Genomic DNA, 18,720 nt, shown 5'->3' with positions numbered 1-18,720 from the left:
CCCGATCGTAACGATCGGTTCAGAACGGCAGCTTGAAGCCCGGTGGCAGCGGCAAGCCGCTGGTCATCTTGGACATTTCCGCACCCGACGCCGCATCCGCCTTTGCCCGCGCATCGTTGAACGCCGCCGCCAGCAGGTCCTCGAGCATCTGCTTCTCGGACACTTCGATCAGCGAATCGTCGATCGCGATGTTGATGATGCGGCCCTTGGCGCTGGCCTTCACCTTGACCAGCCCGCCGCCGGACACGCCCTCGACCTCGATCGTGTCGAGCTGGTCCTGGGCCTTCTGCAACTCGCTCTGCACGTTCTGCGCCATGGCGAGGATTTCATCGAGGTTCTTCATGCGATACTCCGTTTGCCGGGCCAGCTTTCCAGTTCCGCCTCCGGGAAGGCCGCGAATGCCGCCTTCACCAAAGGCGTATCGAGGATCGCCTGCCGCGTCGCCTCTTCTGCCGCCTTGTCCTGCTCGCGCAAGGTAGGCGCGCCGGGCGCATCCTCCAAGGCGATCTTCCAAACCTGCCCCGTCGTCTTCTTGAGCGCATCGGCGGCGTCGCGCAGCGTATCGGCGGACATCGGCCGCGATCCGCTGAGGATCAGTTCGGGCGCCTCGTAACGGACCACGCGCGCGCCATAGCCGAGCTGCGCGGCGACCGCGTGGTGCCCCTTGTCCTCCAGCATCGCGACGAGACCGGCGAAATCGGCGGGCACCCCCGGCCGCTCGGCCGCGGCCGGTGTGCCCTGCGCCGGTGCCGCTGGAACGCCAGCCGCGGCCGGAGCCGCTCCGACCTTGCCAGTCGCGATCTGCCGCGCGAGTTCGCCGGGATCCGGCAACGACGAGGCATGGATCGCGCGCAGCAGCGCCATCTCCGCCGCCTCGATCGGCAGCGCCGCCTTGGCGACCTCGTCATGCCCCTTCAGGAACAATTGCCACAGCCGGTGGAGCGCGGGGAAGGACAGTTTGGCCGCCCACTCGGCCCGCGCCGCGCGTTCCTCGGCAGCCTGCGCCGGGTCCTCCGCCGTGCCGACCTTGGCGAGCGTGATGCCGTGCACCGTCTCCAGCATCGCGCGCAGTACCGATTGCGGATCGACGCCATAGTCATACTGCCGGCGCAGGCTGGCGAGCGCCGCCGCCGCATCGCCGGCCAGCACCAGCGCCAGCAGGTCGCGCACCGCGCCGCGATCGGACAGGCCGAGCATCTGCCGCACCGCATCGGCGGTCACCGCGCCGCCTTCAAGGCCTGCATGCGCGATCCCCTGGTCGAGGATCGACAGCCCGTCGCGTGCCGATCCCTCCGCCGCGCGTGCGATCAGCATCAGCGCCTCCGCTTCCGCCTCGACGCCCTCCTCGCGGCAGACGAAGGCGAAATGCGCCGCCAGCTGCTCGGCGGAAATGCGGCGCAGGTCGAACCGCTGGCAGCGCGACAGCACGGTGATCGGCACCTTGTTCACCTCGGTCGTGGCGAACAGGAATTTGACGTGGGCGGGCGGCTCCTCCAGCGTCTTCAAGAGCGCGTTGAACGCGTTCTTGGACAGCATGTGGACCTCGTCGACGATATAGATCTTGTAGCGCGCCGACACCGCCGCATAGCGCGCCGCGTCGATGATCTCGCGCACGTCGTCGACACCGGTGTGGCTGGCGGCGTCCATTTCGATCACATCGATATGCCGCCCCTCCGCGATGGCGCGGCAGGGTTCGCAGACGCCGCACGGATCGATCGTCGGCCCGCCCTGCCCGTCCGGACCGATGCAGTTCAGCGCCTTGGCGATCAGCCGCGCGGTGGACGTCTTGCCCACGCCGCGCACGCCGGTCATCAGGAAGGCGTGCGCCAGCCGGTCGCGCTTGATCGCATTGCCCAGCGTCGTGACCATGGCATCCTGCCCGATCAGTTCGCGAAACGTCTGCGGACGGTATTTGCGCGCCAGCACGCGGTAGGGGGTCGCCTGTGCCGCAGGTTGCGGCGGTTCGCCCAGATCGAAGGAATCGGCCATTGCCTGCCCCATATAGGCGCAGCCACGCGCGCTGTCGAAGGGCAGGGTCGATGAGGCACGACGGTTTGCCGCCCCGCCTCCCCTGCCCTAGATACGCGGCGACATGACCCCCGTACTCGGCGTAACCTCCTCCATCCTCGGCCAGCCCTGGCACTGGCGCAGCCTCGCCGCGGACGCGCGCGACGGCTTCGGCGCCGACGACCTCGTCACGCAGCTGCTGCTCGCCCGCGGGGCGCCGCGCGAGGCGCTCGAACAGCATCGCGCGCCGTCGATCCGCGGCTTCATGCCGGACCCTTCCGTGTTCCGCGACATGGATCGCGCCGCCGAACGGCTCGCCGATGCGGTGCAGCGTGGCGAACACGTCGCGGTGTTCGGCGACTATGACGTCGATGGCGCCACCTCGGCCGCGCTGATGATCCTGATACTGCGCGACCTCGGCATCGAGGCGCGCGCCTATATCCCCGATCGCCTGCTCGAAGGATATGGCCCGTCGGGCGATGCACTGGTCCGGCTGGCGAGCGAGGGCGCTTCGCTGATCGTCACCGTCGATTGCGGCGCGCAGGCGTTCGAGGCGCTGGCGATGGCCCATGCCCACCCGGTCGACGTGGTCGTGGTCGACCACCATAAATGCGCTGCCGCCTTGCCGCGCGCGCACGCGCTGGTGAACCCCAACCGGCTGGACGAGGACGAGGGCGCCGCGCACGGCCATCTCGCCGCGGTGGGTGTCTGCTTCCTGCTCGCCGCCGCGCTGGTCCGCACCTTGCGCGGGCGCGGCTTCTTCGCGGATCGGCCGGAGCCGCGGCTGATCGATCATCTCGATATCGTCGCGCTCGGCACCGTCGCCGATGTCGCGCAACTGCGCGGTCTCAACCGCGCCTTCGTCGCGCAGGGGCTGAAGGTGATGGCGCAGCGTCGCAATATCGGCCTTGCCGCGCTGATCGCCGCATCGCGGCTGACCCGCGCGCCGACGTGTAGCGACCTCGGCTTTGCGCTCGGCCCGCGGATCAACGCCGGCGGGCGGGTCGGACGTGCCGACCTGGGCGTCCGCCTGCTCACCACGCGCGACCCCGACGAGGCGCGGACCATCGCCGAGGAACTGGACCGCCTCAACGAGGAACGCCGCCTGATCGAAACGGGCGTGCAGCAGGCCGCCGACGCGCTGCTCCGCACCGATCGCAGCGTCGCCGTGGTTTCCGGAGAAGGCTGGCATCCCGGCGTAATCGGCATCGTTGCGGGACGGCTGAAGGAAAAACTCGGCCGCCCGGCGATCGTCATCGCGATCGACGACGCCGGCCTCGGCAAGGGCTCCGGCCGGTCGATCGCCGGCGTCGACCTCGGCGCGGCGGTGCTCGCCGCCAAGGATCACGGCCTGCTCGTCGCCGGCGGCGGCCATGCCATGGCGGCCGGGCTGACCGTCGCCGCGGATCGCATCGCTGAATTCAGCGCCTTCCTCGAAGAGCGCCTCGCCGCCGCCGTCGAGCGCGCGATCGGCGAGCGTGCGCTGCTGGTCGACACGGTGCTGGCGCCGGGCGGCATCAATCCCGCCCTCATCGAATCGCTCGAGGTCGGCGGCCCCTACGGCATGGGCTGGCCGGCGCCGCGGATTGCCGCCGGGCCGGTGCGGATCATCAAGGCCGACGTGGTCGGCAACGGCCATGTCCGAACGATCGTCGCCGGCGACGATGGCCGCAGTTTCAAGGCGATGGCCTTTCGCGCCGCGGACACTCCGCTCGGCCAGGCACTGCTGGGTGCCGCACCGCACCGCCGCCTGTGGCTCGCCGGCCGCGCCAAGCTGGACGATTGGGGCAGCCGCCCCGCCGCCGAACTGCACATCGAGGACGCCGCCTGGGCAAATTGACGAAAAGCCCCTTGACCGACCGCCGCCCCCCCTCTAGCAGCACCCCCGCTGGCCCCTTCGTCTAGCGGTTAGGACGCGGCCCTTTCACGGCTGAAACACGGGTTCGATTCCCGTAGGGGTCACCACTTCCCAACTTCAATGGCGGGAATGGTGGATTGAGATACATTCTCCCGATGCTCAGGTCTCCGGTGGCATAGGCAGGTTTCCTGGCGGCGCCGGACCGGACACGACGCTGCCATCCGCCTATCCTCCCCCGGCCTATCGTTTGGATGTGCCGCAACGCCCGCGCGTCGACCGTGAGCGGTCCTCGGCACACGTCCAATCGCTAGTTCTGCGGCTGTGGGGCGGAGGGCAAACCGAGCAAAGCCTCGCAGCCGATAAGGTCGATGGCGTGCTGCACATGGCAGCCGGCCATGATTATGCCCTCCGCATCGATGATCTCCAATGCCGTTTGAAGATAATCCAGCGCTTCCTTGGTGCGAATATTCATCTTCCCATCCATTTGGGAGAAGCCTTAGCGCCCGGCTGCGAGCCGATGCGTGCCGTACCGGTGAGATTGCCCGCGCGTGCCGATCGAAAGGCTGCCAAACCCGGCGGCGAGGGCTCTGTTCGCGTCATCGCGAGGCGGCGGCGGGGGCCGGGCACTATCTACCGTCGTCATCTTTTGCCTCCCGCCACAGACTGTTCCTTGTAAGACAATCGAGCGGGGCGTTTCCGTAATACAAATTTTCGTACGACGATGATGCGCACGTGCTTTGTCGGACGGGTACGGAAAGAAGCAGCAACAAACGGCGCTGGACCCCCGCGGTCACAGTCGCGCGAGCATGCTGGTTGAACGCGTGGAAGACGGCGAGATCGACAGTGGATCGGCGTCGGTCCGCCTCAACGACGCTGGTGCCCTCCGCGCCGCTCACCTCCGCCGCCTTGATCGCCGGCGTTGCGCGGGCGCTCGTAGGGTGGTGCTCCGGCGCGATCCGCAGGCCGCGGCCGAGGTGACGCTGGCGCCGCCCAAGGGCCAGCACGGCGGCGAGCACCTTTTCATCGATCCGCGCACCGGTTCCGTGCTCGGCCAAACCACCGGCGACGGCTTTTTTAGGGACGGTGAACAGGCAGCTGGAGAATCCGGCCGCAACGGTCCGTTATTGCCGCGACATCGGCTGATCGCCTCGGCTAGAGCGGCGGCGTGATCGTCGCCCTGGTCTTCGTCGCCGCCTTCCTCGCCTTCATCGTCAGCGCCGTGGCGGGTGGCGGCGCCGGGCTGGTGCTGGTGCCGCTGTTGCGCCTGATCCTGCCCGTCGCCTCGATCCCCGGCGCGCTGTCGATCGGCACCGCGGCGAGTTCGCTCTCACGCATCTGGCTGTTCCGCCCGCACATCCGCTGGGATGTCGTGCGGCGCTTCGTCCCTGCCGCGCTGCCGGCCGCGGCGCTCGGCGCGTGGCTGCTGACGCAGTTCGAGGCGGTGTACGTCGAATTCCTGCTCGGCTGCTTCCTGCTGCTCAACCTGCCCGCGCTGTTCCGGCGCAAGCCGGCACCGGATACGGAGGCGCCGCTGCCGCTCGCGCGCCTGCCGCTGCTCGGCGCCGCCGCCGGCCTGCTGTCGGGGTTCACCGGCGCGGTCGGTGTCGTCTTCAACCGTGCCTATTACCGGATGGGGCTGAGCAAGGACGAGATCGTCGCCACCCGCGCCACCAACGAGGTGTTGCTGCACCTGTTGAAGATCGCGCTCTACGCTGCCTTCGGCCTGTTGCCGCGTTCGGCGCTGATCGCCGGCGGGCTGGTCGCCGCCGCCGCCGTGCTTGCCTCGCTTGCGTCGCGGCGTGTCCTGTCGCTGGTGCGCGAGAGCCTGTTCCGCCGCGCGGGACTGGTGGCGATGGTGGCGTCGGGCATGGCGATGTTCAGCCTGTCGGGCAGCCAGATCATGGCGATCCATCGCGCCTGGATCACCTATGTCGCACCCGGCGACGAGAGGGAAATACAACTCTACTGGGGCGGCACCCGCCGCGCTGCGATCGAGCGGGAGGATGACGGGCGCCTCGTCGTCGAACGGGTGCTGGCGCCGGCGCAGCTTCCCCCCGCCGTCCGTGCGGCGCTGCCGACGATCGCTGCCGGAGGCGCGATCGTGATGATCGAGGAAGTGCGCGGCAACGGCCTGTATTACGAGGTTTACCGTCGCCACGACGGGGTGGTCGGCAAGCTGGAAATCTCCCCCCAGGGCACGCCACGCAACCGTGCGCTGCCGGGCCACTGATCCGCCCGTCACCGAAAGGCATCGGGCTGCATCCGGCCGACCGCGCGCAGCAAGGCGGCCTGCGCCGTCAGCATGTCGGCCTGCGCCCGCGCGACGTCGAGCTGCGCGGCGCGGAAGCTCTGGTCGGCGACGAGGATGTCGATCGTCGAGCGCAGGCCAAAGCCATATTCCGCCCGCACGCCCTTCAGCGCGAGGTCGGCGGCGGCCAACCCTTCAGTACCGGCACGCAGCCGCGCCTGCGCGGCGGTGAGGTCCGCCCATGCCGCATCGGTGCCGCGCACCGCCTCGCGCGCCGCGGCATCGGCCTGGTACCGACCGGCACGCCACGTCGCCTCCGCCTGGCGGACGCGCGAGCCGACGAGGCCGCCGGTCAGCAGCGGGATGCGCACGGTCGCGCCGACGCTGGCCGCGCTGTCGAAGCCGCGCCAGTCGCCGCCGGCGCTTCGCCATCCGCGGCCATAGCCGCCCGCCAGATCGAGGCCCGGCATCCGCTCGGCGCGCGCCTGATCGATCCTGGCGGCGGACGCATCGACGATGCGTCGTTGGGCGAGCAGCAGCGGATTGGCGCATTCCGCCGCGGTTCGCGCATCGGCGAGCGTAAGGGGTAGCAGCGGCGATGGTGCGATGTCGGCCGACAAGGCGCCGGCATCGCGGCCGACCACCGCGCGATAGGCCGCCTGCGTCGCGGTGAGCGCGCTTTCCGCGTCGGCAAGATTGGCGACGACGCTGGCCCGCTGCGCCTGGAGCTGCGCGACGTCGGTGCGCGTCGCCTGGCCGAGCCCGAAGCGCGACTGCGCCTCCGCCACCTGCCGGTCGAGCCGCTCGATCCCGACGCGCGCCACCTCCACCGCCTGCTGATTGTAGAGGAGGGCGGCGTAAGCGACCACCACGCGCTGGAGCACCGCGGCCTCCGCATCGCGCACGATCTCCGCGCCCGATGCGACATCGGCGTCGGCCGCCCGCACCGACGATGCGACCCGCCCGCCGGTCCAGATCGGCAGCGTCGCCACCACGCCGGTGCTGCCCGACCGGCCGTAACCGAGTTCGTCGTAGCCGGCATTGCCGCTCGCCGCGGCAGTCAGTCGCCCGGCCGAGCGCGCCTGTCGCGGCGTTTCGGCCAACGCCTCCTGCCGGGCGCGGGCGGCGGCGAGTTCGGGATTGCCGGCCCAGGCGGCGGCGATCGCCTCCGGCAGCGTCTCGGCATAGCCGGGCGCCGCGACGACAAGCGCCGCCGCGACCAGCAGCGTCGCGCAGATACGCCGCTCAATCATGGCGCAGCGCCCAGGCGGGGGTGGCGCGGCTGGCGCGGAGCGACTGGCCGAGCACCGTCAGCACCGCGATCGCGGTGGCCAGCAGGCTGGCGGCAAGGAAGTAGAGCGGCGACAGCGCCACCGCATCCGCAAACCCGGCGAGCCAGCTACGCAACGCGATAAACGCGATCGGCCAGGCGATGAGGTTGGCGAGCAGCACCGGACGCAGGAACTGGCCGACCAGCAGCCGGACGATATCGGCGGACGACGCGCCCAGCGTCTTGCGGATGCCGATCTCCTTCACCCGCCGCGCCGTGTTGAACGAGGCGAGCCCCCACAAGCCGACACAGCCGATCAGCACGGCCAGCACGGCGCCGGTGCCGAACAGGCGCGTCGCCCGGTCGTCGGCCTTGTAGAATTCGGCAAGCCGCTGATCGGCGGTCTTCGCTTGGAACGGCACCTGCGGGACCATCCGCTGCCACACGCCGCGCACCGCCGCCGTGACGGCTTGCGGATCGCCGCGGAAGCGCAGGGTGGCCATCGCCGTGTCCAGCGTCTCCGGCCGGCTCTGGTACATGTAATAGGTCGGCGCATTGGAATCGCGCGGCGAGGCGAAGCGCAGGTCGTCGATGACGCCGATGACGGTGCGGGGGCGGTTGCCGCCGACCGTCTTGCCGATCGCCTCCTCCGGCGAGCCCAGGCGAAGCGAGGACAGCGCGCGGCGGTTGACGACGATGTTGATGCCCTTCGCCGGATCCCGCGTCTGGGTGTCGTCGGCGCCATGCGCGCTGTCGAACAGCCGGCCCGCGATCAGCCGCGCGCGATAGGTATCGAAGAAGCGGGGTCCGACGACCTCCCAGCGCAGCGACGGGCCGCTGCCCGGCACGCCCGGCAACGGCACGTTATTGGCATTGTCCTCGCCACTGCCGCCCGCCACGCCGTTCGACAGCGTCACGTCGACGACCTGCGGCAGCGCGGCGATGGCGTTGACGACCGAGCGTTTCTGCGCCGGGGGCACCCGGCCGTCGGCGATGGAACCGAGGATCAGCAGCCCGTCGCGCTGGAAGCCGAGATCGGTCTGCCGGACGTGCCGCGTCTGCGCGACCAGTACGATCGTGCCGATGGTGAAGGCGATGGCCAGGCCGAACTGCAGGACGACGAGCGCTTCGCGCGTGCGGGCGCCCGATCGCCCCCCGCCCGGCGTGCGCGCCGATGCGAGCACGGCGGCGGCGGGGAAGCGCGACAGCAGCACCGCCGGATAGGATCCCGCGACGATGCCGACCAGCAGCACCAGCAGCGCGAGCGCCGGCACGACCACCGCATAGGGCAGCGTCAACGACAGGCCACCCGCCGCATTGACCAGCGGCAGCCCCAGTTCGGCGAGGATCAGCCCGACCAGCGCGGCGGCGGTGACGGTCAGCATCGCTTCGCCGAGGAACTGGCGCACCAGTGAAAGCCGGTCGGCGCCCAGCACCTTGCGCATCGCGACCTCGCGGGCACGCAGACCCGCCCGCGCCGTGGCGAGGTTCACATAGTTCACGATCGCGATCAGCAGCGTCAGCACGCCGACCAAGCCGAGCGTCACCACCGTCGTCTTACGGCTGCCGCTCTCCTGCCCCTGCGGTTCGAGGTGGAGGCGGGCGACGGGGAGCAGGCGCAACTGCTGCACCGCCCACGGCCGCTCGCCCGGTGCGGCGAGTTCGCCGCCGTGCCGGTTGACGAATGCCTGCATCTTTTCGCCGAAGGCACGTGCCGCCGCGGGCGTTTCGAAGCGCAGGAAGGTCTGGAGCGAGGTGCTGCCCCAGTGGAACCAGTTCGTCGAAGGCGGGGTGCGCGGCAGCGGGATCAGGATGGAGAAATCGAGTTCGCTGTCCTTGGGCAGATCGCGAAACACGCCGGCGACGCGGTAGCTGCCCGGCGCATCCATCGCCACCGTCAGCGGCTGACCGATCGGGTTGGCAGTGCCGAAATATTTGGCTGCAACACTTTGGCTGATGAGCACGCCCCCCGGCCGGGCGAGGCCGCTCGGCCCGTCGCCACGCACCATCGGCAGATCGAAGACCTGGAAGAAGGCGGGGTCGACCTGCACCACCCCCTCCTGCGTGGCGCGGCCGTCCTGCAGCACGCTGCCGTTGCCGCCGCGGATCCGCGTACCGACCAAACCGGGGAAGTCGGCCTGCATCTGATCGAGCAGACCGCCCATCGTATAGGGATAGGCGCCGTTCGCCGGGCTTTCCGGCATGCTCCACACCGTCTGCACGGCATAGATGCGGTCGTGGCGGGGCAGCCACGTGTCGTACCCCGTCTCGAAGCGCACGTAGAGGCCGAGTACGAGACAGACGGCGATGCCGACCGCCAGCCCGCCGATGTTGAGCGCCGCATAGAGTTTATGGCGGGTGAGCGAGCGATATAGCGAAAGCAGCGCGAAGCGGTTCATGGGACGATCCCGTTCAGGAGGAGGCGGGCGGGGCGGTCAGTCATGGCGCAGCGCCCAGGCAGGCGCCGCACGGCTGGCGCGGAGCGCCTGGGCAAGGACGGTCAGCAGGGCGATGGCGAGCGCGAGCAGGCTGGCGGCCAGAAAATAGAGCGGCGACAGCGCGATCCGGTCGCCGAACCCGGCCAGCCATGTCCGCATCGCTACCCAGGCGAGCGGCCAGGCGAACAGGTTGGCGATCAGCACCGGGCGCAGGAACTGGCCGACCAGCAGCCTCACGATATCGGCGGACGAGGCGCCCAGCGTCTTGCGGATGCCGATCTCCTTCACCCGCCGCTGGCTGTTGAACGCGGCCAGTCCCCACAATCCGACGCAGCCGATCAGCACGGCCAGTCCCGCCCCGATCGCGAACAGGCGCGTGGCGCGATCGTCATCCTCGTAGAAATGGGCCAATCGCCGGTCGGCGGTGTCCGCGATGAACGGCACATCGGGCGCCAGCCGCCGCCACGTATCGCGCACCCGGTCGAGCATCACGCGCGGATCGCCGGTGAAGCGGATCGCGGCCACGGGCGCGGGCGGCATGTCGCGGTAATATTGGTAATAGGTCGCCCGTTGCGGCGTGCGCGGCGATGCGAAGCGCACCGGGTCGATCACCCCGATGATGGTGCTCGGCATGACACCGCCGACCGTCCTGCCGATCGCATCGGCCGGCGAGCGGAAACCGAACGCCCGCACGGCGGTGCGGTCGATGACGATGTTGCGGCCCTGCTTCCACCGGGTCCAGTCGCTCGCATCGTCGGCGCCGTGCCTGTCGTCGAACAGGCGGCCGGCGAGCAGACGCGGGCCGTATGCGGCGAAGAAATCCGGTCCCACGGTAACGGCCATGATCGTCAGCCCCGGCCCGCCGGGCCGCTCGATCAAATCGATGTTGCCGATGCCGTCACCACCGGGGCTGACGCTGCCCGCCCCCGCCGCGACGACGCCAGGCAGGCGACGGAACGCGGCGATGATCGGTCGCGACTGCGGCGGAAAGATCCGCCTGTCGGCCAGCGATGGCACCACGATCAGCCCGTCGCGGCGGAAGCCCAGATCGGATCGGCGGACGTGAAAGGCCTGCGCCGCGAGGACGATCGTGCCGATGATGAAGGCGACCGCAAGGGCGAACTGCACCACGACCAGCGCCTCGCGCGCCCGCGTGCCCGTCCGGCCGCCGCCGGGTGCCCGTGCCGAGGCGAGTACGGCGGCGGCCGGATAGCGGGACAACAGCAGGGCGGGATAGGCGCCTGCCATCACGCCGATCACCAGGGTCACCGCCACCAGCACCGGAACGACGAGTCCGTAGGGCAGCGCAAGCGACAAGCCCGCCGCCGCGTTGACGAGCGGCAGGCCGAGTTCGGCCAGGATCAGCCCGACCAGCGCGGCGATCGCCACGGTCAGGATCGCTTCGCCCAGGAACTGCCGGATCAGCATCGCCCGATCCGCGCCCAGAACCTTGCGGATCGCCACTTCGCGTGCCCGCAGCCCGGCACGCGCAGTAGCAAGGTTCACGTAGTTCACCGCAGCGATCAACAGGGTCAGCACGCCGACGATGCCCAGCGCCGCGATCATCAGCGGACGGCCGCTGTTCTCGCCGCCGAAGGGTTGCAGGTGAACGCGGGTGACCGGCAGCAACGACAGCGAGATGACCTTGTCCGGCGCCGGCCCCAGATCCTGTCCCGCGTGTCGCCGGATGAACGCCGGCATCTGCGCGGTGAAGCGCGCCGCGGCGGCGGGCGTGGGGAAGCGCAGCACCGTGGTGACCGCGGCGGTGCCCCATCTGTACCACGCCCATTCGGCGGGCGGCGGCGTGCGCGGGATCGGGATCAGGATGGTGGCGGACAGGTCGGTATCGGCCGGCAGGTCCTCGAACACGCCAGCGACCCGATACGGGCGCGGATCATCGACCGCGATCGTCAGCGTCCGGCCGATCGGGTCCGCCGCGCCGAAGAGCGTGCGCGCCGCCGACCGGCTGACGAGCGCCGCCGCGGGATCGGCGAGTGCGGCCGCCCCGTCGCCACGCACCATCGGCAAGGCGAAGACCGAGAAGAACGACGGATCGACCTGCGCCACATCCATCCGCAGCGCCTCGCCGGCGCGCAGCACGCTGCCGCCGTCCTTGCCGCCGCGGATGCGCGTCCCGACCAGGCCGGGGAAGTCCCCGCGCATCTGCTCCAGCATGCCGGCCATCGTCTGCGGATAGGCGCCGTTGAACGGGCTGCCGGGGAGGTGCAATTCGCTTTGGACGAGGTACAGCTCGCGATGGTGAGGGAGCCAGCGTTCGAATCCCAGCTCGAATCGCACGTAGAGGCCCAGCACCAGGCACACCGCAATGCCTACGGCCAGCCCGCCGATGTTGAGCGCGGCATAGCCCTTGTGCCGGGTCAGCGCGCGATGCAGCGTCGTCGGGACATGGCCGTTCATCGCGCCGCCTCAGATCGCGCGCATCGCGGAGGCGACGATGCGGCCGTCGAGCATGTCGATCCGCCGCTTCGCCATGTCGGCATGGCTCGGCGAGTGGGTGACCATCACGATCGTCGCCCCTTCCGCATTGAGGCTGGCGAGGATGTTCATCACCTGCTCGCCGTTAGCGGTGTCGAGGTTGCCGGTCGGCTCGTCGGCGAGGATCAGCTGCGGATCGCCGACGATCGCGCGGGCGATGGCGGCGCGCTGTTGCTGGCCGCCGGACAGCTGGTGCGGGAAGTGGCGGGCGCGGTGGGCGATCGCGACCTTGTCCATCGCCGCCGCCACCCGCGCCCGGCGACCGGCCTGCCCCGCCCCTGTCGCCGTGTCCTTGCGATAGGCGAGGCCGAGCGCGACATTCTCCTCGATCGTCAGCTCGTCGATCAGGTTGAAGCTCTGGAAGACGAAGCCGAGCGTCGCGCCACGGAATTTCGCCAGCTCCTTCTCGCTCAAGGCGGCAAGGTCGCGCTCGCCGAACAGATATCGGCCCGCGGTCGGCCGGTCGACGGTGCCCAGCGTGTTGAGCAGCGTCGACTTGCCGCAGCCCGACGGCCCCATGATGGCGAGGAATTCGCCGTCGGCGACCTCCAGGTCGATGTCGCGCAGCGCGGTGGTTTCGACCTCGTCGGACACATAGCGGCGCTGGATGTTTTCGAGACGGATCATGTCGGCTCTCCCGGCTAGCGGATGTTGAGGATGTCGCCCTTCACGGACGCGGTGTTGCTGGTGACGATGCGGACGCCGGGCTTCAGGCCGGACAGGATCTCGACCTGCTCGGGATTGCGGCGGCCGGTCTTCACCGCCCGGCGCCGGGCATGCGCGCCGTCGGCGTCGAGCACGAAGGCCGAGGTGCCGCCCCCCGACTCAAGCCAGCCGCCGACCGGCGCGACCAGCGCGACCGCGGCGCTGCCGAGCGTGATCCGGATATCGAGCGTCTGGCCGCGGTTGAGCCCCCGGGGTCCGGCGCCGTCGAAGGTCAGTTCGACGCGGAAGCGCCCGTCCTTCACCGCCGGCAGCACCTTGGATACGGTGAGCGCCGCGCCGTCCAGCGTGCGGGCGCGCTGCCCCACGGCGACGCGGCCGAGGTAATATTCGTCGACGTCGGCCTCCAGCTTCCACGATCCTTCGCTGTCGACCTGCCCCGCCGGGTCGCCGGGCTTCAGCGTCTGCCCCGGTTGCAGCGTGAAGTTGGTGAGGCGCCCGGCCGCCGGCGCGCGGATCGTCAGCGCCTCCAGCCCGCCGCGTACCGCCGCGAGGTTGCCGGACAGGCGCTGCTGCGTGTCGGCGAGGCGGGCGCTTTGCGTGGCAGTGATCCGCGCCTCCGCCGCGCGGCCGGTGCGCAGCTGTGCCAGCCGCTTTTCCTGATAGGCGGCCTCTTCCTGGAAGCTGCGCACGCCGGCATCCGACAGGAAGCCCTGATCGTGCAACTGCTGGCGGACGGCGAGATCGCGCCGCGCCTTGATGAGGTCGTATTCCGCCTGCGCGACCTGGGCGGCGCGATCGAGGCTGTTGCGCTCGATCCCCAGCCCTTCGCCCGCGACGCTGCCGAGCTGCCCGGCGATCTGCGCCTCGCGGGTGAGCACGTCCAGGCGCAGTTCCGGGTTGGCGAGCGTGGCGAGCGGCTGCCCCGCGGTGACGGTTGCGCCGTCCTGCACCAGCAGCCGCTCGACCTGGCCGCCGGACAGCACGCCGACCAAGGTGGTCACCCGCGGCGCCACCGTCGCGCGCACCGGCAGATAATCGTCGAACCGGGCGCGCGTCACCTCCCCCGTCTCGATGTCGGCGGCGGCGATGTCGGTGGATCCGCTCGCCGGCAGCACCCGCCACACCGCCAGCGCGATCAGCAGAACGGCGACGCCGATCAGGGCCGGGCGCCCCCGCCACCACGGCCGGCGAGGGCGCGCGACGCGCCGGTCCATCGCCGCTCCGGGAGAGGTGCTTGCGCCGTGATCGGGTTCGGTCATCATGGGCGCAGTGTCGCTCACCACCCACGAAAAGCCTAAAGTGCTATGGATAAACGGTTTTTGCAGAAGGCGGACGATCCTGTCCGTCCACGGTCGGACGGACCGTCCACGAATGGACGGCCGGCGGGGTCGTCAAGCGCGCTGTCGATCCTGCTGATCGACGACAATCCGCATGTCGCCGAATCGCTCGGGCTGGCGGTACGGCTCGCCGGTCACGCGCTGGAACGCGCCGCCGATCCGGAGGAGGCGTTGTCGCGGCTTGCGGTCGGGCGGTACGATGCGATCCTGCTCGACATGAACTATGCCGCGGGGCGGACCGGCGGCGAAGAAGGCATGGCGCTGCTCGGCCGCATCCTCGCCGACGATCCGGGCGCCAGGGTGGTGGTCATCACCGCGCACAGCGGCATCCGCATCGCGGTGGAGGCGATGCGCGCCGGCGCGCGCGATTTCGTGATGAAGCCGTGGCGCAACGCCGATCTGCTCGCCCGGCTGGAACGCGCGGCGGCTCCGGCGACGGCCGCATCGATGCCGTCGCCGGTCGATCCTCGGCCGCAGGTGGATGCGCTGCGGCTGATCGGCGACAGCGACGGGATCGTCCGCGCCCGCGACCTGATCCGCCGCGTCGGGCCGACGCTGGCCGGCGTGCTCGTCACCGGCGCATCGGGCACCGGCCGCACGCTGGTCGCGGCCGCGATCCACGCCGCCTCGCCTCATGCGGCGCAGCCGATGATCCGCGTCGACCTGCGCGATGCCCCGGCGTGGCAGCGCCTGGACGATGCATCCGGCACGCTGCTGCTGCGCCATCTCTCCGCCCTCGACGCGGTGGAGCAAGCGCGCCTGCTCGACCGTCTACCCGACGCGGCGCGGATCATCGCCATCGCCGATGACGCAGCGGCGATCCACCCGGCGCTAGCCCGACGCGTCGCCGCCGTGGAGATCGCCCTGCCCCCGCTCGCCGCCCGCGGGGACGATGCGCTGCTGCTCGCCCGCCATTTCGTCCGGATTGCGGCGGAGCGGCACGGGCGCCCGGTGCCGCAGCTGACCCCGGCGGCCGAGGCCGCCGTGCTGCGTGCGCCATGGCCGGACGAAGTGCGCGGGCTGGCGGCCGCGGTGGAGCGCGCCGTCCTGCTCGGCGACGGCGGGGTGATCGATACCGCCCTGCTGCTGCCGCCGGCGCCCGCCCCGGCCGTCCCCGCCGCTACCGCCCCGTCGCGCTTCGACCTGGAGGAGAATGAGCGCGCGGTCATCGCCGCGGCGCTGCGCCAACACCATCACAACGTCACCCACGCGGCGAACGCGCTGGGCCTCAGCCGCGGGGCCTTATACCGCCGCATGGAGCGCTATGGCTTCTGATCGGCCGCTCGCGTGGCGCGCGGCCGGCAGCGTGCTGGCGACCGAAGGCCTGCTTGCCGCCAGCGGCGCGGCATGCGTGCTCGCCTGGCAGATGCACTGGTGGGCGACGCTGTTCGGCGCATCGCTGTGCCTGTCCGGGATCGCCGGCTCGCACGGCTGGCAGGCGCTGCATCGCCGCGCCCGCGCCAAGGACGCGACCGCCGGCCGCGCCGATGCCGAACCTGCACCCTTGCGCCCCCTGCTCGATCAGGTGCCGCTGCCGCTGGTCCGCGTCGATGCGGCCGGCGCGCATGCGATCAACCGCGCGGCACGGATCGTGTTCGACACGGACGACCGCATCCTGCCCGCCGTGCCGGCGCTGCTCGACCGGAGCGCCGACCGGCTAAGCCACGAGGGGCGGCACTGGCGGATCGACGCGGTCGAGATCGGCGCCGGCGAACGCCAGCTCGTCCTGATCGACGTCGAGGCGGAGGCGCAGGCCGCCGACATGCGCGCGGGCAACGAGATGATCGACATCCTCGGCCACGAACTGCTCAATGGCCTGTCGCCCGTCGTCTCGCTGGCCGACAGCGCAGTCACCGCCGCCGCCCGCGGCGATGCCATGCTGCCCGATATCCTCGCCACGCTGGCGCGGCGCGTCGAGGGACTGGAAGGCTTCACCCGCGCCTATCGCCTGCTGTCACGCCTGCCCGACCCGCTGCCGGCACCGGTGGCGCTGGGCGATCTGGCGGAGGATCTGCGCCGGCTGTTCGCCAGCCGCTTCGGGACGTCGGTCGCGCTGGCGCTCGATCTGCCCGCCGATGCCATCGCGCATGTCGACCGCGACCAGCTGACGCAGGCGATCTGGGCGCTGCTGCAGAATGGCGCGGAGGCGGCGCTCGCCGCGCCGGGACCGCCGCGGATCACGCTGGCCTTTGCGATCGGCACCGGGCGCCTGACGGTATCCGTCGCGGACAGCGGCGCAGGCATCGCCCCCGCCGACCGTTCGCGCATCTTCCGCCCGTTCTTCACCACCAAGCCGTCGGGATCGGGGATCGGCCTCAGCCTGGCGCAGCGCATCGCCCGTGCGCATGGCGGCGACCTTTGGCTGCTGCCGGTCGCCACCACCACCTTCGAACTGCGCACCTGCGCGGGCGGCGGCGGAGCAAAGCCTTGCGACCTTGCCAAAACGGCCGGTTTCGCCTAAGGGCCGCCGGTCCGACGAGCAGGAGCTCGCGGAGGACGGCGCAGATCGGCCCAGCCGCTCAGCGCCCTTTTCGCATCCGCGCATCGTATCTCCTCCGCCCGATCCTGCCCGCTGGATGCCGCGACCGGCATGGGGCCGCCGTGGCGTTTTCAGCCAAGACCAGCGGAGCCAACCGCTTGGCCGGAAACAGATAAAACTCGAGGACACTCTAACCCTATGGCTACCCAAGCCCTTCCCAGCCGCGACGATTTCGCGGCGATGCTCGATGACATGTTCGGCGGTGCCGACAGCTTCGAGGGCCGCGTGGTGCACGGCACCGTCACCGCGATCGAGAACGACCTCGCCGTCATCGACGTCGGCCTGAAGTCCGAAGGCCGCGTGCCGCTGCGCGAATTCGCCGCACCGGGCCAGAAGGCCGACCTGAAGGTCGGTGACGAAGTCGAAGTGTACGTCGACCGCGTCGAGAACATGCATGGCGAAGCGATGCTCAGCCGCGACCGCGCCCGCCGCGAAGCCGCCTGGGACAAGCTGGAGCTGGAATTCAGCAAGACCGCCCGCGTCGAGGGCGTGATCTTCGGCCGCGTCAAGGGCGGCTTCACCGTCGACCTGTCGGGCGCCGTGGCGTTCCTGCCGGGTTCGCAGGTCGATATCCGTCCGGTGCGCGACGTCACGCCACTGATGGACATCCCGCAGCCGTTCCAGATCCTGAAGATGGACCGCAAGCGCGGCAACATCGTCGTGTCGCGTCGCGCCGTGCTGGAGGAAACCCGCGCCGAGCAGCGTTCGGGCCTGATCCAGAGCCTGGCCGAGGGCCAGATCATCGATGGCGTCGTCAAGAACATCACCGATTACGGTGCGTTCGTCGACCTGGGCGGCATCGACGGCCTGCTGCACGTCACCGACCTCAGCTACAAGCGCGTCAACCACCCGTCGGAAATGATCGCGATCGGCGACACCGTGAAGGTGCAGATCATCCGCATCAACAAGGACACGCAGCGCATCAGCCTCGGCATGAAGCAGCTCGAGTCCGATCCGTGGGATGGCGCATCGGCCAAGTATCCGGTCGGCGCGAAGCTGTCGGGCCGCGTCACGAACATCACCGAATATGGTGCGTTCGTCGAACTGGAAGCGGGCATCGAAGGCCTGGTCCACGTCAGTGAAATGTCCTGGACCAAGAAGAACGTCCATCCGGGCAAGATCGTCTCGACCTCGCAGGAAGTCGATGTGGTGGTGCTCGAGGTCGACGAGGACAAGCGTCGCATCAGCCTCGGCCTCAAGCAGGCGCAGAACAATCCGTGGGAAGCGTTCGCCGCCGCCCATCCGATCGGTTCGACCGTCGAGGGCGAAGTCAAGAACGCGACCGAGTTCGGCCTGTTCATCGGCCTGGACAACGACGTCGACGGCATGGTCCACATGTCGGACATCGCCTGGGGCGTGTCGGGTGAGGATGCCCTCAACCTGCACCGCAAGGGCGAGACCGTGCAGGCGGTCGTGCTCGACATCGACGCCGAGAAGGAGCGCATCAGCCTCGGCATGAAGCAGCTCGAGCGTGGCGGCCCGTCGGTCGGCGGCGCGAGCGCATCGGGCGATCGCCTGAACAAGAACGCGATCGTCACCGTGACCGTGCTCGAAGTCCGCGATGCGGGCCTCGAAGTGCAGCAGGGCGACGATGGCGCGACCGGCTTCATCAAGCGCACCGATCTTGGCCGCGACCGCGACGAGCAGCGTCCGGAGCGTTTCCAGGTCGGCCAGAAGTTCGACGCGATGGTCACCGGTTTCGACCGGTCCAAGAAGCCGACCTTCTCGGTCAAGGCGATGCAAATCGCCGAAGAGAAGCAGGCGGTGGCCCAGTACGGTTCGTCCGACTCGGGCGCGACGCTCGGCAACATCCTGGGCGAGGCGCTGAAGGCCCGCTCGGACGCCGAAAAGAAGTAAAGGA

At 70.3% G+C, this 18,720-nt stretch carries 14 protein-coding genes and 1 tRNA gene; 7 read left to right on the top strand and 8 right to left on the bottom strand.

What is annotated here, in order from left to right:
- Window positions 1–19: 19 nt before the first annotated feature.
- Window positions 20–343 (bottom strand): YbaB/EbfC family nucleoid-associated protein, encoded by a 324-nt coding sequence (locus AC4GY7_RS08675; RefSeq protein ID WP_443583793.1) that lies wholly within the window; start codon window positions 341–343, stop codon window positions 20–22.
- Window positions 340–1,989: a DNA polymerase III subunit gamma/tau gene (locus AC4GY7_RS08670; RefSeq protein ID WP_491112998.1), complete on the bottom strand. Its 1,650-nt coding sequence runs from the start codon at window positions 1,987–1,989 to the stop codon at window positions 340–342. The genes AC4GY7_RS08675 and AC4GY7_RS08670 overlap by 4 nt, the downstream gene beginning before the upstream one ends.
- A gap of 103 nt (window positions 1,990–2,092) precedes the next feature.
- Here AC4GY7_RS08670 and recJ point away from each other — a divergent pair, with 103 nt between their 5' ends.
- Window positions 2,093–3,847 carry a single-stranded-DNA-specific exonuclease RecJ gene (recJ, locus tag AC4GY7_RS08665; RefSeq protein WP_491112997.1) on the top strand — a complete coding sequence of 585 codons (1,755 nt, stop codon included), beginning with the start codon at window positions 2,093–2,095 and terminating at the stop codon, window positions 3,845–3,847.
- A 50-nt stretch (window positions 3,848–3,897) separates the two neighbouring features.
- Window positions 3,898–3,972 (top strand) — tRNA-Glu (locus AC4GY7_RS08660).
- 200 nt (window positions 3,973–4,172) lie between these two features.
- Here the strand turns inward: AC4GY7_RS08660 and AC4GY7_RS08655 are convergent.
- On the bottom strand, window positions 4,173–4,337 hold the full coding sequence (locus tag AC4GY7_RS08655; RefSeq protein WP_491112996.1) for a hypothetical protein: 165 nt from the start codon (window positions 4,335–4,337) through the stop codon (window positions 4,173–4,175).
- A gap of 334 nt (window positions 4,338–4,671) precedes the next feature.
- Here AC4GY7_RS08655 and AC4GY7_RS08650 point away from each other — a divergent pair, with 334 nt between their 5' ends.
- Window positions 4,672–5,034: a hypothetical protein gene (locus AC4GY7_RS08650; protein ID WP_491112995.1), complete on the top strand. Its 363-nt coding sequence runs from the start codon at window positions 4,672–4,674 to the stop codon at window positions 5,032–5,034.
- The gene (locus AC4GY7_RS08645; protein ID WP_491112994.1) at window positions 5,031–6,095 is read left to right on the top strand and encodes a TSUP family transporter; all 1,065 of its coding nucleotides are present in this window, start codon (window positions 5,031–5,033) and stop codon (window positions 6,093–6,095) included. Before AC4GY7_RS08650 ends, AC4GY7_RS08645 begins: the two co-directional genes overlap by 4 nt.
- An 8-nt stretch (window positions 6,096–6,103) precedes the next feature.
- Here the strand turns inward: AC4GY7_RS08645 and AC4GY7_RS08640 are convergent, their stop codons facing one another.
- From AC4GY7_RS08640 to AC4GY7_RS08620, 5 genes are read right to left on the bottom strand one after another with little or no spacing between them, the layout of a single operon-like run.
- Entirely contained in the window at window positions 6,104–7,366 is a 1,263-nt protein-coding gene (locus AC4GY7_RS08640) for a TolC family protein (RefSeq protein WP_491112993.1), read from the bottom strand.
- Complete coding sequence (locus tag AC4GY7_RS08635; protein WP_491112992.1) at window positions 7,359–9,782, bottom strand: ABC transporter permease; 2,424 nt, start codon at window positions 9,780–9,782, stop codon at window positions 7,359–7,361. Before AC4GY7_RS08635 ends, AC4GY7_RS08640 begins: the two co-directional genes overlap by 8 nt.
- Window positions 9,783–9,818: 36 nt before the next feature.
- Complete coding sequence (locus AC4GY7_RS08630) at window positions 9,819–12,239, bottom strand: ABC transporter permease (RefSeq protein ID WP_491112991.1); 2,421 nt, start codon at window positions 12,237–12,239, stop codon at window positions 9,819–9,821.
- A 9-nt stretch (window positions 12,240–12,248) separates the two neighbouring features.
- A complete protein-coding gene (locus tag AC4GY7_RS08625) occupies window positions 12,249–12,944 on the bottom strand; it encodes an ABC transporter ATP-binding protein (RefSeq protein ID WP_491112989.1) in 696 nt (231 codons plus the stop codon).
- Window positions 12,945–12,958: 14 nt separating this feature from the next.
- On the bottom strand, window positions 12,959–14,245 hold the full coding sequence (locus AC4GY7_RS08620; protein ID WP_491112988.1) for an efflux RND transporter periplasmic adaptor subunit: 1,287 nt from the start codon (window positions 14,243–14,245) through the stop codon (window positions 12,959–12,961).
- Window positions 14,246–14,287: 42 nt separating this feature from the next.
- On the opposite strand from AC4GY7_RS08620, the gene AC4GY7_RS08615 reads away from it, so the two are divergent.
- From AC4GY7_RS08615 to rpsA, 3 genes are all read left to right on the top strand, one after another.
- A complete protein-coding gene (locus AC4GY7_RS08615) occupies window positions 14,288–15,595 on the top strand; it encodes a sigma-54-dependent transcriptional regulator (RefSeq protein WP_491112987.1) in 1,308 nt (435 codons plus the stop codon).
- Window positions 15,585–16,781: a sensor histidine kinase gene (locus tag AC4GY7_RS08610; RefSeq protein WP_491112986.1), complete on the top strand. Its 1,197-nt coding sequence runs from the start codon at window positions 15,585–15,587 to the stop codon at window positions 16,779–16,781. The genes AC4GY7_RS08615 and AC4GY7_RS08610 overlap by 11 nt, the downstream gene beginning before the upstream one ends.
- 216 nt (window positions 16,782–16,997) lie before the next feature.
- Window positions 16,998–18,716: a 30S ribosomal protein S1 gene (rpsA, locus tag AC4GY7_RS08605; RefSeq protein ID WP_443583823.1), complete on the top strand. Its 1,719-nt coding sequence runs from the start codon at window positions 16,998–17,000 to the stop codon at window positions 18,714–18,716.
- The last annotated feature ends 4 nt before the right edge of the window (window positions 18,717–18,720 follow it).

The organism is Sphingomonas sp. SP5 (genome assembly GCF_058313455.1).
The sequence above is the reverse complement of the archived record's forward strand: the minus strand, read 5'-3'. Positions and strand labels throughout refer to the sequence as shown.